Below are 15295 nucleotides of genomic sequence, written 5' to 3'. Positions count from 1 at the left end.
ATGGAGGAAGGCATCTACAGATTGACCTCGATTTCTATGTATGACGACATGGGGAACGGTGATTCTTTCATGGGACCTTTTGAGGGAACGGGATTTGAATTATATGGAATAGAAGTGGACAAAGAGGCTCCAAAGTTGATCAGCTACTCAACAGGTGAGGGACGCTACACGGTCGGGGACCAGGTGCCGGTAGAAATCCGAGTCAGTGACAACCTTAGTAAGCAACCGTGGGTGACCGTCTATCTAGAGAGGCCCCAGTCGAAAACCCCGTTTCATGTATACATGGAGTGGCAGGGGGACGGTGTGTACAAGGGACATGTGAATGTCGTCGAGGGGATGGAGGAAGGCATCTACAGATTGACCTCGATTTCTATGTATGACGACATGGGGAACGGTGATTCTTTCATGGGACCTTTTGAGGGAACTGGTTTTACTTTTAGTTACCCAGTATCTGATATTCTGGATCCTGAATTTAACTATATTGATATTAACGAAATTGAGTTGGAAGAAAAAGAGACAAAATATTTTACTATCAACGCTTCTGACGACTTAAAACTAAAATCAGCCGAAGGAACATTCACTCATGAAAACGGAGAAACTATCACCTTATCGAGTGAAACGGTGACCTCGACTGGTTTCGATTTCCCGGTATCTTATGATTCATTCCGGGATCATCCGGGGCAATGGAAGTTAACAAGTCTTACGATTTCAGATATGAATCAAAATACTGTGACGGTCACAGACGGGTTGGACGTCACGATTAACGTGCTTCCGACAATTGAACCGGTCAATGCACGTATCGTCAGTGGTTACGAGTACTGGAGTTACGAGACGGTCAATCAAGATGTCTATGTTTTACCTGGTGCACAATTGGAGATCAGCTCGAACGTTCAAATCAACGGGGACGTCTACGTTGGTGGTCGCCTTCGTTCGTATGGCGGATTGGATTTGAATGGTGAGATTCGCGCGAACTATTTCACGTTCGGGTACTACAACCCGTCTCAAGACGGCATGGTCGTCCTGTCAGGGTCGAACTCCGTCACCTCGATGACAGCGACGAACCAGTTGTACGGCACGCTGCCGTTCCAAATCTCGGGAGCACCGTTGTTCGAAGAGAACGGGACGGTCGATGTGGCCGGTTCATTCATTCCGCTCAGCGCGCTTTACTTGAACGGTGAGGCGGTGACGACGAAAGCGAACGGGATTTTCCGTCTCACTGATGTCGTCGTACCGGAGGATAAAACACTTCGCTTCTCGATGACGGACCAATACGGGAAGACACATCGTTGGACGTACAAAGTGTACTCACGTGATCTACCTGTCGTCACCGCGAGCTTGCCGAGCGGGATTTATCCGAAAGGCGAGTCAGTGACATTGGAAGCAACGAAAGATGCGACGATTTACTACACGCTGAACGAGAACGTTGAATCACTCACATACGGCAGTCCGATTCAACTCGACAGCAGTATCACGCTTGGCTATCATGCGGTCGATGAGATTGAGTTGGCGTCGGCTTCAGAAACAAAACGGTATGAGGTCTTCAACGTCCATGCGGTTGAAAATGATGACGCAGCGATTCGTGGTCAAGCCGAACCGGGCACAGCACTCACGTTGACGCTTGGCGAGAGTACGTACACGACGACTGCGACTCCAGACGGGACGTTCGCGTTTACGAACCTCACGCTCGATTCTCATGGCGAGTATGAACTGAACTTGCAACACGGTCTGCTTCAAAGCAACCCATACACAGGCGTCATCAAAGACGTCATCGCGCCAATCATTACTGGCGTGACGAACGATGCCTATACGTCGAGCGCTGTCACGCTCACGTTCAATGAGGGTGTGGCGACGCTGAATGGGCAACCCGTTTCAAGCGGCGCAAAAGTGACGGCGGACGGAGCTTACACGTTGATCGTCACGGATCAGAGTGGGAACACGACGACACGTCAGTTCACGATTGACACGAAAGCACCAGTCGTGTCGGGAGTTTCGTCACGTTACACGAATAAAGACGTTACACTCTCATTCGACGAGGGCAGCGCCACGTTGAACGGAAAAACAGTCGCGTCAGGCACGACCATCTCGACTGAAGGCGACTACGAGCTTGTCGTTCGGGATAAGGCAGGGAATGAGACGAAAGCGAGCTTCACGATCGACCGGACACCGGTTGCGGTCACAGGCGCAGAAGAAGGCAAGGCGTATCAACAGACACGTCTTCAGTTCACAGAAGGCAAAGCGACGCTGAACGGCCAAGCTTATGTATCAGATATTTTGATTGAAGCGGAAGGCACGTACGTGTTCCAAGTCACCGATTTGGCCGGAAACGTGACGACGATCAACTTCGTCATCGATCGCACGGTACCGAACGTCTCGGGTGTGACCGATGGTGGACTTTACAACAAGCCGGTCAGTCCATTGTTTAATGAAGGGACAGCAACATTGAACGGAAACGCGTTTTCATCAGGACAAACAATCGATCAGGACGGAACGTATGAACTCGTCGTGACGGATGCTGCGAATAATGTCACGAAGCGTTCGTTCCGCATCGACCAAACGGCACCAGTCGTGACCGGGGTCAAGCCCGGGGCTTTCAATCGCTCCGTGACGCCAACATTTGATGAAGGTACGGCGACGTTGAATGGGAAAGCGTACACGTCCGGCACGGTCATCGATCAAGAAGGAACGTATGAACTCGTCGTCACCGATGAAGCGAAGAACGTCACACGCGTTCCCTTTACACTCGATTGGAGCCCGGTCGTCGTGAGCGGAGTCGAATCCGACAAACACTACCCGTTGGCGACACCGATGTTTGCTGAAGGGACGGCGACATTGAACGGCCAACCATTCACATCTGGAACACCAATTTCGAAAGACGGCGTCTATACGCTCGTCGTCACGGATGGAGCGAACAATGTCACGACAGTCCGCTTCACCGTCGACCATGTGGCACCGGTCGTGACGGGTGTCGCTTCACAAGGTTATAACCGTGCGGTGACACCGCTGTTCACTGAAGGAACGGCGACATTGAACGGTAAACCGTATACATCAGGAACAGTCGTCTCGGCAGAAGGTAAGTACGAGTTGACCGTGACAGATGCGGCCGGTAATACGACGCGGGTCCAGTTCCATCTCGATTTCACACAAGTGGCTGTGAGCGGTGCCGAAAATAGGAAGACGTATCAACAGGTGACGATTTCGTTCGCTGAAGGAACGGCGACGCTGAATGGAAATGCGATTTCAACTGGTACAGTCGTCACAAAAGAAGGAGACTACGAGCTGATTGCTCAAGACGAAGTCGGCAATGAAGCGGTCATTCGCTTCACGATCGATACGACGGCGCCAATCGTGACAGGCGTTAAAGACGCGATGACGTATCAACAAGTGACACCTGTCTTATCAGACGGTTCGGCGACATTGAACGGACGACCGTTCCAAAGCGGTACGACTGTGACCGAAGAAGGGACGCATCAATTGATCGTCCGAGATGAGGCCGGCAATGAAGCAGTGGTCCGCTTCACGATTGACCGGACGAAACCGATTATCAGTGGCGTGACGAACGGCAAGACCGTCAAAGAAGCGACCGTTACGTTCAATGAAGGGACGGCGACGTTGAACGGACAGCCGTTCAAGACGGGAAGCAAAGTAGCGACAGAAGGAAAGTATGACTTGGTCGTGACCGATGTCGCGGGGAACCGGACGACGCTTCAGTTCAACATCGACCGGACTGGTCCGACTGTCAAAGGCGTCGAGATGGATAAAGTGTACAAGCGGCTTCAACCAACGTTTGATGAAGGCACGGCTCTTCTGAATGGCAAGCCGTACGTGTCTGGCACCATCATCACGACAGAAGGCGTACATGAGTTGAGCGTGACGGATGCAATCGGCAACGAGACCGTCATCCGCTTCACAATCGACACGACACCGGTATCGGTCACAGGAGTGGAAGATGGTCGCACATATAAACAAGCCCTTCCGACGTTCAGTGAAGGAACGGTCACGTTGAATGGACAGCCATATGAATCAGGGCAATCGATTAGTGAAGATGGCCCATACACACTCGTCGCGACAGACGCGGCAGGGAACGAGACGATCATTCGTTTCACCATCGACAACACGCCACCTGTGCTCACCGGATTCACGACCGGTAAGTCATATTATCGCAGCGTTGCACCACGATTTGACGAAGGCACGGCGACGTTGAACGGTGAACCGTACACATCAGGCAAACTGGTCAACCAACCTGGAAGATACACGCTTCGTGTGACGGATATACTCGGGAATCAATCGGTCAAGGCGTTCATCATCGACCGTACTCCTCCCGTCGTCTCGAGTGTCAAGAGCCGTCAAGTGACGAATCAAGCGGTGACGATTCGTTATAATGAAGGGACGGCAACGTTGAACGGGAAACGAATCCGCAACAATTGGCCAGTGAAGAACTCGGGTGTTTACACGCTCCGTGTCACCGACAAGGCCGGAAACGTTAAACTGCTGACGTTCACGATTGATAAGACGGCTCCGACGAAACCGACGATTTCGACACTCACGAACAAATCGACGCTCGTCTTCGGGAAAGCAGAAAAAGGCGCGACGGTGTACATCACGTATAATGGGCGGACGTACACGACAAAAGCGTCGAGCAGAGGATTGTATCGTTACAAGCTGAAGACGACGAAAGCAGGAGCGACCGTCTCGGCGCGCGCGAAAGACGCGGCCGGGAACATGTCGGGCACAGCCTCGAGAAAAGTCCTCAACACGTTCCGGACGTTTAGCGTTAACTCGGTGAAGTCGACGTCTAACGTCATCACCGGAAAAGGGAACAAGGGAGCGACCGTCAAGGCGTACGTCGGGACGAAGCTCATCAGCAAGACCGCGAAAGTCGATTCGAAAGGAAACTATAGGCTGACAATCTCACGCCAGAAACCAGGCGTGACCGTCACCGTGAAGATGACACAGAGCGGGTACCAAGAATTGAAAAAGACGACACGCGTCGTCAAATGACACGAGCGGGCCATAGGGTCCGCTCGTTTTTACTGTTCAGACGGGCCGCACGCGATGCCATCTTCGTCCTCATCTAATATGAACGAATAGGCGTCATGGGCGATATCGACTCCGTCGGGATAATACACGTTCAGCTCCTCGCATGAATGATACACCTCAAGGAACGCTTCTTCAGGAGGTAGTTCCCCATGTGGATTATTATAAGCGGCCTGTAAGTCGTCGAATTCATTCTGCAGCCGCTCATTATCGGACAACGCGACGCGCAACTTGTCTTCAAGGGCGTAAATCTCACTGCGCTGGCTTTTGATCGTCTCTTCTAAATCAATCGTTTTCTCAATCAACGTCGCGTTCAATGAAGTTTCTTTATACGCATACTTGGCTTCGAGCTCTTCGCGGACCTCCCGCTCGATTTTAATGCGCTGCCACTCCAATTTCTTCTCGTGGTCCTCCGTCAGTTTCAATAGTTCTTCATCATGGGCCGACTCTAGTGCTTTCAAGTCGGTCGTCGTCTCATTCAATGCTCGTTCAGATTGATGAAAATAGAGGCTCGTGCCGACCAACACGAGATAGAGGAGCGTCGCGAACACTTTCAGCTTCGTCCGATTGACCGGACGTTCGGCGAACCAAATGAAGACGAGACTAATTGTGCTGAGTAGACAAACGCCTGTGACGAAATACGTGATGGACATGAAGATGCTCCTCTCAATCTTTTTTCGACTCATTCTCTTTTACCACTTACAAATCCTGTATAATCCTTCCTCCTTGTGCATTGTTTAGTCAGGTGTATGTGCATTGACGACAAAGGCATATGTCACATTTTTTACTTCCTCGTTCATCAGAACGTCACTCGAGTCTGCCGGGCAGACATGGTATAACTAAATATGTGAATTAATGAGCAAATGGAGGTTTATACATGAAACGATTTTATCTACTATTCGTCGGACTCATCCTGATCCTTTCTGCCTGCAGCCAAAGTGAGGCCGTCGAGTCGACGAAGCTGCATACATACACGAAGTACGAGCTTCCGCTCGAGGACAAGGTCGCGCTCGGGGAAGGCAAGCACGAGATTGTGTTCATCTTCGACTACAGCTGCCCGTGGTGCAAGAAGTGGATGGAAGAGGTACTACCGGAGATCGAGGAGCGCTGGATTGACACGGGCGAGGCGACGTTCAAAGGACAGCCGCTTGTCCTGTTGAACGAACAGTCACAACTGCTCGCGAACGTGGATTATAACGTGGAACGGCTCATCCCGGACCGTTACTATGAAGTGCAGCGCGCCATCGGACACGACTCGGGGTCGGACGGCTTCGGGACGGAAGCCCATGTCCAAAAAATCGCCTCTGAGTTCAACCTGAATGTGGACGAACTGCTTGAGAACCACGTCGATATCGGCATCCAGAACTCACGGCTGTTCACGCGGGACTTAGGTGTCAAGTACGTGCCGACGGTGTACGTCGACGGCATCCAGCTCGTGGACGCGTTCAGTTTGGATGAAATGGAACACGTCATGAACGGCACCATCGAAGTGGGCGACGAAGTCGAGGTACCGGAAGACTAAAAATAACCCCTCGTCGCAGTGACGAGGGGTTATCTCATAGACGCTCGAAATACGGTTTGACGAAGAACTCGAACAGCTCGGCGTCGAGCAAGTATCGGTTCATGTAAAACGGATCGTTGTCCGGCGTGATTGGGTTCGGGCTCAAGATGAAAGCCTGCTCAAAACCGAGGTCTTGTACCGTTTCGGTGACCGCATCGCTCGTGTTGCCGAACGGATAGGCGATCGTCGTGACGCGCGTCCCGAGCTCTGACTCGATGGCGGCGACACTCGTCTCCAAATCTTGCCGCAGTTCGTCTTGCCTGTCTTCCGGCAAGAACACGGCGCCCCCGTCTTCGACATAATGCATGTCATGCGTATGCGTCCCGAAGTCGGCGAGTCCACTGTCCTGCATATCCTTCAATTCGGTCCACGGGGCGAGGTCCAAGTTTTGGAAAGCCTCGCCGACGTGACCGGTGATGATGAACAGCGTGAACGGGATTTGTTTGTCTCGTAAAATCGGGAACGCGTTCTCGTAGACGGTATGATCGACGTCATCGAACGAGAGCCAGACACATTTGTCTGGGATCGGTTCGCCGGCAAGGTAACGTGATAGGTCAGTTTGCGTCGCGAAATGGACGCCTTCGTCTTGAAGCCACGTCATCTGCTGCTCGAACTCGTCGGCGTAGACGTTATAGCGAACCAGTTCGGAGGCACCGGTCACGGACTCGACGAGCTTGTTCCATGCGTTCGGCTGTTTGACGCGGTGGTAATTGAGACCGAGACAGACGTTGTCTTTGGGGAGGAGCGCCGCATCGGGTACTTCTTCATGTGTCGTCGAGGACACGTCATATACTTTCCAGGCGATGCCCCCAATCAATAGGAGTGCGAATATCCATTTGAAGTAGCGCATCATTTCAACTCTTTCACCGGGTTTTTCTCGAAGACGATGACTTTATCGGACTGGAGGCGATGGATGTCCTCGGGCTCCATCAAGTCGAGGGCGAGCCAATCGTCGAGCGTCGTGTCTTTCGGCATCTGACGCCGGTTGAGCGGTCCATATTTCCGTTTGTTGTACGTCCGCCAAATGAACAGAAGGAGAGCGGCGACGAACGAGGAGACGAGCCCGAAGAAGAGCAGCTCGCGGATGTCGGCGTTCGTGACGTTCAAGGCGGTCTTGAGGATGGCGATATAGCGGTCGTTCACGTTCAGGACGGCGCTCAAGAAGAACCACGTGACGATGAACGTGTAAAACCAGAACACGGCCGTGAGCAACAGCTCGATTCCTTTGCGGAACACGTTCTGTTTCGTCTTGACGAGAATCTCTTGCTCATAATCATATAACTCACTTACAGGCTGCTTCTCCGTGTCCCCCGGTCTGGTGAACTCCATGTCGCATAACCTCCTTTCACACGGGCCTTGATCGCTTTCGGCGTCGCCGCGATGACGACGAACGTGTTGAGCATCCAGTAGATGACCGGATACCAAGCGGCCCAAACGTAATATTTGAACACTTTATCGTAACGGGCGTCGTTCCAGAGCGAGATGATCAACTGGACGTGGCTGACGAGAACGAGCGCGAACGAGTTATAGGTAAACCAAATCAATAGATCTTGCATCGTGTCGGCCGTCACGAACAAGTACACCGTGACGATGAGCCAGGCGTATGCCCAGAGGACGCTGACGACCTGCTCGATATAGACGGGCCAAATCCGGCGCTGGCGCCAGTCTTTGAAGATGTCGAAGTGACGTAGGACGACTTCCTGCCCGCCTTGCGACCAGCGTACGCGCTGTTTCCAAATGCCGGAGATCGACTCGGGGACGAGCATCCAACAGAGGGCGCGCGGCTCATAGCGGATGTCCCAGAAGTTTTTCTGGAGCTTCCACGAGACGGCGATGTCTTCCGTGATCATGTCGCGGTCCCAGAGCCCGACGGACAGCAGTGCTTTCTTGCGGAACATGACGATGACGCCGGAGACGGTCATGATTTTCCCCATGACGCGCTGCGTGCGTTTGATCGAGCCGATGATCGACGAGTATTCGACGAGCTGCATCCGGCTGAGGAGCGTGTCGCGGTTACGGATGCGCGGGTTTCCGGTGACGGCCCCGACGCGTTCGCCGCGGTTCAAGAAGTGACGGACGAGATAGTACGGTGCCTCTTCGCTCAGGAACGCGTCCGAGTCGACGCATAGCAAATACTCGGAGCGGGCGGCGTGGGCGGCCATATGTAACGCGTTCGCCTTGCCCCGGTTCTCGTGACAGTCGATGACGCGCAAACGCTCGTACTCATCGGCGAGACCGACGAGGATGTCACCGGTCTTGTCACGGCTGCCATCGTTGACGGCGATGATCTCAAAATTCGGATACGTGAGCCGGTCCAAGTACTCGATCGTCTCGGCGATCGTCTCTTCTTCGTTATAACAAGGAATCAAGATGCTGATGAGCGGCCATTCCCGCTCGTTCAAGTCGAGTTCTTCCTCTTTCTCTCGCGTCAAGCTGAACAAGAGGGCGCCCGAGATCCAAAACAGCGCCATGAAGAACGGATACCAAAACACGAACTGGGACAGTGGTTCGATCCAAGGTGCGATGTCGAGCCCGTAAAAAGTCATAATAGTCTCCCCTTATTTTCAAAAAAACGGTGTGATGCAAGTATGATAGCATCAAAAAAATACTTTCCCATCATTCTTAAAAAAGTTATGTGGCAACTGAAAAAAGCACTCGACGTCGCTGTCAAATGCTTTGTTGCTTGTTTTGTTTCTGTTGTCTGTCTTTGCGCCACTTCCAAACGAACAAACCGATGAGCGCGAGGACCGGGGCAGCGACCCATGGACGGGCTTCGATGATCGCGACGAGCTCGAAAATCGACAGCCATCCGCTGATCATGATCAAGATAAGCAGGAAAGTCTTGAGTCCACCTCGAATAGGAAACCAGTAGAACACGAACAGCGAAATCAAAAAGAAAGCGAGCAATCCCATGCGGTTATTCCTTTCTAGCCTCATTTTGACTCATTATAGCAGAGAATATTCACAGAGTGTTAGAGCCTTCCCTTGCTCGCCGCTTTTCGTTACTGTTAGGAGAAGACTATTGAAGGAGGAATTATCGTGAAATTTGGAATCATCGGCCTTGGCTATGTCGGACTGGCCACCCTGTGCGGACTGGCGAAAGCGGGGCATGAGGTCATCGGTGTCGAGAAAGATCAACCGAGACTGCTTCGTCTCATGAGCGGGGACGTTCCGTTCCACGAGCCGGGCATGGCAGATGTGTTACGTGACTATCCTGGATCGATCACGTTCACAGACTCGATCACCGACACAGAAACGGTCGACTACCTCATCCTTGCGGTCGGTACGCCGAGCAAGAGCGACGGCAGCTGTGACTTGACGTTCGTCGACGCGGCCTTGTCCGAGGTGAAGTCGAAACAAAAGATCATCATCCGTAGCACCGTGCCACCGGGGACGACCGACATGCTGTCGATCATGTACCCGGCCCACACGTTCGCCGTCGTCCCCGAGTTTCTCCAAGAAGGGCGCGCGCTCGCCGACGTGTTGAAACCACACCGTGTCGTCATCGGCAGTGACAACTTCGAGATGTGCGAGGAACTCGCGGGCATCTATGGACGCCTCGGTGTCCCGCTCGTCTGCACGTCGCCGATTGACGCGGAGTTCATCAAGTACGCCTCGAACGCGTTTCTCGCCACGAAAATCAGTTTCATCAACGACTTGGCGCGTCTCGCCGACAAGGCGGGGGCGGACATCACGACGATCGCCGACGGGATGGGTCTCGACCCGCGCATCGGACGTTCGTTCTTGAACGCCGGCCTCGGTTACGGGGGCTCGTGCTTCCCGAAAGACATGCACGCGCTCTTGAACGTCGCCCACGAGAACGAGCTCGACTTGCCGGTCATCAGTGCCGCAATGCACTCGAACGACGCCCAGATGGGTTACGTCGCCTCGAAAGTCGAGCACAAGAGCGGCCTCAAGGTCGCCTTCCTCGGTCTCGCCTTCAAACCGGGTACGGACGATATGCGTGACGCACCGTCGGTCACGCTCGCTCGTCACTTGGCATTGCGTGAAATCGATATCATCGGCTATGACCCGCTCGCCAAGTGGGACTATCCACAGGCGATGACGGTCGAGGCGGCGCTCAAAGGAGCGGACGTCGCCATCCTCGTCACGGAATGGGACGAGCTCGTCAACTTGAAGCCGGAAGCGTTCGACGGGATGCGGACAAAACGGTTGATCGACGCTCGTAACGCGTGGAAATATGCACGCGACCCGGGTACTGTCCAATACGAAGGGATTGGCCGGATGCAAAACAAGGCGAATACGCCGTCATCGATGTGACGAGAGGCGAGGCCCCGCGGGGTCTCGCCTTTTTTCACGCCTTCATCTGTTCTTTCGTCGGGCCCATGACGCCAGGGACCGTGAGTCCCGCTTGACGGAGGAGCACCGTCATTTGGCCGCGGTGGTGCGTCTGATGGTCGATCATCATGCGCAAGACGGCACCGCGCGGTTGCTTCGCGCCGTGGACGTCGACTTCTTCGAGCAGGTACTCGTCCGAGAACTGTTCGGCTGCTTTCGCGATCTCATCGGCGTAACGCGCATATTGATCGGCGATCAGTGCCGCGTCGGTCGGTTGTGTCAAACTCTTCAGGGCCGACAGCCGGAAGCCGAGCAAGTTCGTGAAATAACCGAGCGCGGTCGTCACGTGCCAACCGATCCAGCCGAGTGAGTTATGACCGGGGACGATCTCCTGGCCGAGCGCCTCGTCGGTGACGGCGCGGAGCACGTCGAGCGTGCCGGTCGAGGACTTGGTCCAATCTTGTAGAAAGTCTGCTTTTGTCCGATACATCGAATTCCTCCTTGAGCGTTCTGATTCCAGTATAAGATATCGTCCAAGTCATTGGCACGCCTTATGATTTTGAAACATTTGGTCCATTTTTCTCGTACACTATAGAAGAAAGGGGGACACCTCTATGTGGGGACTCGTGATTGCAGCACTCATTTTATTCTTGCTCGGATTTGCCGTCCATCGCTTGGGCTGGCATTTCCTCATCTCGGGATATAACACGATGAAGCGTGAGGACAAGGCGCGCGTCGACATCAAGGCGGTGGCACGATTGCTTGGCTTCATGTGTTACGGCATCGCAAGCATCTTTCTCGTCATCGCTGCCATCGACATGTCTGGTCTCGACATCCCGCTCGAGCCGTTCTTCCTGCTCATCGTCTTGCTCGTCGTCGTCACGCTTTGGCGCAGCCAAAAATATGACGGGAATATTTTTGATGAGCGCGGGAAACTTCGTCCCGGCGGCAAAAAACGGCTCATCCCGCTCGTCCTCGTCTTGACGCTCATCTTGGGTTTTGTCGGAGGTCTCTTGTTCTGGTTCAACCAACCGACCGAGGTGACGTTCACCGACTCGGCGCTCGTCATCGAAGGCAGTTACGGGGAGACGGTGCCGTACGATGAAATCGAAACCGTCACGTTGACGTATCGGCCGAGCCTCGACCGCCGGACGAACGGTGCCGCCGTCGGCTCACGCTTGACCGGTCACTTCCGGACGACAGGCGGGGAAGATGTGCTCGTCTTTCTCGACCGAGATATCGAGGCCGCCGTTCGCATCGACTGGAGCGGCAAGCCGATCTACGTGAACGTGGAGTCGAACGAAGCGACGGAGGCGTTGTATGAGGAGGTACGATTGAAATGACCCAACCCTGGTACACACGTCATATGCCGTTCTTCTTCTTGACGTTTTTGTTCGCGCCGCTGACGTTACTGCTTCTCGTCTGGCGCTGGGAGAAGTTCGAGGGCCACGAGCGAGGCGTCAAGCTGTTCTTCGCCATTGGGATGACGATGTTCATCGTGTTCGGTCTGTTGCCGCGCGGTTCGCTGCCCGTCATCTTGCCTGTCATCGGACTGTTGATCGCGCTGAAGCTCGTCTTCAATCTCCTCAAACGAAAAACCGGCTGACATGTGTCAGCCGGTCGAACGGGGCTCTCGCTTAGGCGAGACGGCCTCTTTTTTCATTCACCCACGCCTCGAACGCAATCGTGTCGAGGGCCGGGGCGTAGTAGTAACCTTGGCCGAGCTCCACGCCTTCGGCGAGGATGCGATCCAAGTCTTGCTTCGTCTCGATCCCCTCGGCGAGCGAGGTCAGTTCTTGTTCGCTCGCGAATCGGGAGACGGCGCGGAGGAACGACGTGCTGTCCTTCGCTTTTCCGCTGACGTACATGCGGTCGATCTTCACTTCTTGGATCGGTAAGTGCCAGATCGCTTCGAACGAGGCGTAGCCGGTACCGAAATCGTCGATCGACAGGCAATAGCCGAGGTCGGCGATATCTTCGAGCCGCTCAAGCTCGTTCGTGTGTGACATGATGTCGGCCGACTCGGTCAGCTCGATCTTCAACCGATCCGGGAGCCATGGATACGTCTCGACCAAGTCGCGCAGCTTCGTGACGATCGACGGGTCGACGGAATGGGCCGACAAGTTGTACGACAACGAGATGTCGGCGAACGGGGTATCGCGCCAGGAAACGAGCTGTTGCACGACCAAATCAAGGATCGAATGCGATAACCAAAGGATTTGATCGGACCGCTCGGCGATGCGGACGAACTCGTTCGGCGGCACGTAGCCGATGTCCGGGTGCTGCCAGCGTGCGAGCGCCTCGGCCCCGACGACACGGCCCGTCTTCAACTCGACTTGCGGCTGATAGGCGACGGTGATATGGCCTTGTTCGATCGCCTCCGGGAGCGCCTGTTCGATCAAGGCGGCCCATTGGAGCTGGGCGAGGATGCTCGAGTCGTACCAGACGAACGGCGTCCGCGTCTCTTTGGCGTGTTGGAGAGCCTTTGTCGCCTCGAACAGGCAGTCGTTATAGTTCGGCGTCGTATGGGTCGCCCCGATTTGAAGATGCACGGTCTGGCGTTTCTGGTTGATCAACAGCTCGGTCGGGAACAGCTCCAGCAACTCGGTCTCATCGACGTTACGGAGCCCTTTCACGTACAGCATGAGCGTATCGTCACGGTAGCGGCCGAACAAGTGGTGCGCGTACTTCTCGAGCCGGTCCTCAACGTGCCGGGCGAACTCGGTCATGAGCAGGTCGGCATACGTCGGGTCGTACCAGTCGACGAGGTGATGGAAATCGTTCAGTTTGATCAACAGGAACGTGCCTTCGATGTCTTGTTTCTCCCACGCGCGGAGGAAACCGTACTCGTTATAGAGCTCGGTGGCGAGGTCGAAGCGGACGAGCCGGTCGACTTTGCGCTCACGCTCGACACGCTCGGTCTCATCTTCGAGGATGAGGTAATAGGTGAGCGTCTCGCCGCGTTTGAGCGGGATGATCTTGACGTTCAAGAAGCGGACGTGCTCACCTTTCAAATGCAAGATGAACTGGGCGCTCGTCCCGTTCTCCGTCACCCCGGCGAGCGCCTCGCGCAACAGGCGGCGTCCCGTGTCGGTGAACAGTTGGTTGATCTCATATAAGTTACGTTCCCCGAAGAACTGGCGGAACACATCGTTTCGTTCGATGAAGTCGTACGTGTCATCGATCAAGGCGATGGCGAGTCCCGTCTCGGAGAAGAGCGACGACCAGCGCTCATGATACCGGAGCAGGTCGTCCGATTGTGTCTCGAGCGTGTGCACCGTCGAGTGGACACTGACGGCAATCTCGCGGAGTTCGTCCTCGATGCCGCGGAAGTCATGGTTCGGCGGGAATGATTCCGCGACCGGTTCCGTGCTCGGGTCGATGGCGAGGGCACGGGCCTTCAAGTGCGCCAAGTCGTGGGCATACATCTTGCGTGTGTAGCAGAGGGCGAGCAGAAGACCCGCCGACAACAGCATCGTGATGAGAAGGGCGGCGATGGCGAGCGTCCCGTAACGGTCACGCTCGGCCATGAGCGTGTCATCTGCCGTCGACCGCACGGTTTGAAGGGCGGCGTGTGAGTCCTCATAGAAGCTCGTCCCGTTGACGTAACGGGCCTCGAGCGTCGAATTGGCGGCCGTCACCCGTCCGAGTGCGAGCGCGCTCTCGATCAAGTCTTCGACCGATTTGGTTTTCAGCGACGGATCGGTCGCGACGATGTCTTCGATCAGCCGAGCCTCGTTCGCGATCGTCGAGACCTCGAAGTCGAGCTGGTCTCGGTTTGGTGTCTCGGCGAGCAGATTCGTCACACCTTCGACGAACGCCATCTGCATCCGCATGACGGCGTCGGTCAATTCATAGGCCGTGTTCGCCTGGGCGGTCCGCTCGAGACCTTGGTAGAGCCAGCGCCGATTGATCGACGCGATGACGTCGAACGGTACGGCCTCGAATCGGCTCGACCCGTCTTCGTTCAACGTGTCCTCGAGCTGTTCGGAGAAACGGAGCAGGGCGTCCCGTTCCCGTTCATCGACCCCGGTCTCGAAGTCGTCGAGCAGTTGAAGATTGTATTGGAGCGCCCGTTCACGGTACGGGGCCGACAACAGGGCGGTCGGTTGCTCGGAGTTCGTCTCGTACAGTTTGGCCGCGTGATGCAAGACGAGGTACGACTCGACCCCGGCCAAGTCAGAGGCATGATTCAAGTCGCGCACCGTTTCATCGACGGCGACGTGCTTTTCTTTCCAGTAATAGCTCAGTCCGAGCCCGAATAACAATACGCCGATGAGACAAGCGACGGCGAGGGCCATCGTGTAAGTTCGGTACGGAATTTTAGCGAATCGATTATTTCCCATCGGACACCTCCTTCTTTCTCTTCCCATTCTATCTTTCGTGTTCGAGTCTTTCGAG

Annotated in this window: 12 protein-coding genes; 5 read left to right on the top strand and 7 right to left on the bottom strand. The window is 54.7% G+C overall.

The window, feature by feature from the left end; all coding sequences use genetic code 11:
- Positions 1–714 precede the first annotated feature (714 nt).
- Positions 715–4998 carry an Ig-like domain-containing protein gene (locus tag KNP74_RS04445; RefSeq protein WP_214763540.1) on the top strand — a complete coding sequence of 1428 codons (4284 nt, stop codon included), beginning with the start codon at positions 715–717 and terminating at the stop codon, positions 4996–4998.
- Positions 4999–5027: 29 nt separating this feature from the next.
- Here the strand turns inward: KNP74_RS04445 and KNP74_RS04440 are convergent, their stop codons facing one another.
- Positions 5028–5687 carry an excalibur calcium-binding domain-containing protein gene (locus tag KNP74_RS04440; protein WP_214763539.1) on the bottom strand — a complete coding sequence of 220 codons (660 nt, stop codon included), beginning with the start codon at positions 5685–5687 and terminating at the stop codon, positions 5028–5030.
- 224 nt (positions 5688–5911) lie between these two features.
- Here KNP74_RS04440 and KNP74_RS04435 point away from each other — a divergent pair, with 224 nt between their 5' ends.
- Positions 5912–6556 (top strand): thioredoxin domain-containing protein, encoded by a 645-nt coding sequence (locus tag KNP74_RS04435; RefSeq protein WP_214763536.1) that lies wholly within the window; start codon positions 5912–5914, stop codon positions 6554–6556.
- 34 nt (positions 6557–6590) lie between these two features.
- Here the strand turns inward: KNP74_RS04435 and KNP74_RS04430 are convergent, their stop codons facing one another.
- The 4 genes from KNP74_RS04430 to KNP74_RS04415 all read right to left on the bottom strand — a co-directional run bounded on the left by KNP74_RS04430 (position 6591) and on the right by KNP74_RS04415 (position 9508).
- A complete protein-coding gene (locus KNP74_RS04430) occupies positions 6591–7445 on the bottom strand; it encodes a polysaccharide deacetylase family protein (RefSeq protein WP_214763534.1) in 855 nt (284 codons plus the stop codon).
- Positions 7445–7924, bottom strand: a complete 480-nt coding sequence (gene pgaD, locus KNP74_RS04425) for a poly-beta-1,6-N-acetyl-D-glucosamine biosynthesis protein PgaD (RefSeq protein ID WP_138858911.1) — start codon at positions 7922–7924, stop codon at positions 7445–7447. The genes KNP74_RS04430 and pgaD overlap by 1 nt, the downstream gene beginning before the upstream one ends.
- Positions 7882–9141 carry a poly-beta-1,6-N-acetyl-D-glucosamine synthase gene (gene pgaC / locus KNP74_RS04420; RefSeq protein ID WP_138858912.1) on the bottom strand — a complete coding sequence of 420 codons (1260 nt, stop codon included), beginning with the start codon at positions 9139–9141 and terminating at the stop codon, positions 7882–7884. Before pgaC ends, pgaD begins: the two co-directional genes overlap by 43 nt.
- A gap of 121 nt (positions 9142–9262) precedes the next feature.
- Positions 9263–9508 (bottom strand): hypothetical protein, encoded by a 246-nt coding sequence (locus KNP74_RS04415; protein ID WP_138858913.1) that lies wholly within the window; start codon positions 9506–9508, stop codon positions 9263–9265.
- Between the two features lie 126 nt (positions 9509–9634).
- On the opposite strand from KNP74_RS04415, the gene KNP74_RS04410 reads away from it, so the two are divergent.
- Positions 9635–10876, top strand: coding sequence for a UDP-glucose dehydrogenase family protein (locus KNP74_RS04410; RefSeq protein ID WP_214706706.1), 1242 nt, complete (start codon positions 9635–9637; stop codon positions 10874–10876).
- 34 nt (positions 10877–10910) lie between these two features.
- On the opposite strand, the gene KNP74_RS04405 is transcribed toward KNP74_RS04410, so the two are convergent.
- Complete coding sequence (locus KNP74_RS04405) at positions 10911–11384, bottom strand: DinB family protein (RefSeq protein ID WP_058764471.1); 474 nt, start codon at positions 11382–11384, stop codon at positions 10911–10913.
- A gap of 124 nt (positions 11385–11508) precedes the next feature.
- On the opposite strand from KNP74_RS04405, the gene KNP74_RS04400 reads away from it, so the two are divergent.
- Positions 11509–12237, top strand: a complete 729-nt coding sequence (locus KNP74_RS04400) for a DUF3784 domain-containing protein (protein ID WP_034778957.1) — start codon at positions 11509–11511, stop codon at positions 12235–12237.
- The gene (locus tag KNP74_RS04395; protein WP_034778955.1) at positions 12234–12500 is read left to right on the top strand and encodes a hypothetical protein; all 267 of its coding nucleotides are present in this window, start codon (positions 12234–12236) and stop codon (positions 12498–12500) included. Before KNP74_RS04400 ends, KNP74_RS04395 begins: the two co-directional genes overlap by 4 nt.
- A gap of 31 nt (positions 12501–12531) precedes the next feature.
- On the opposite strand, the gene KNP74_RS04390 is transcribed toward KNP74_RS04395, so the two are convergent.
- A complete protein-coding gene (locus KNP74_RS04390) occupies positions 12532–15240 on the bottom strand; it encodes an EAL domain-containing protein (RefSeq protein WP_214763530.1) in 2709 nt (902 codons plus the stop codon).
- Positions 15241–15295: the final 55 nt, after the last annotated feature.

The organism is Exiguobacterium sp. s141 (genome assembly GCF_018618085.1).
GTDB classification, from domain to species: Bacteria; Bacillota; Bacilli; order Exiguobacteriales; family Exiguobacteriaceae; genus Exiguobacterium; species Exiguobacterium mexicanum_A.
Note: the sequence above shows the minus strand (reverse complement) of the source record. Positions and strands in the feature narration are given on the sequence as shown.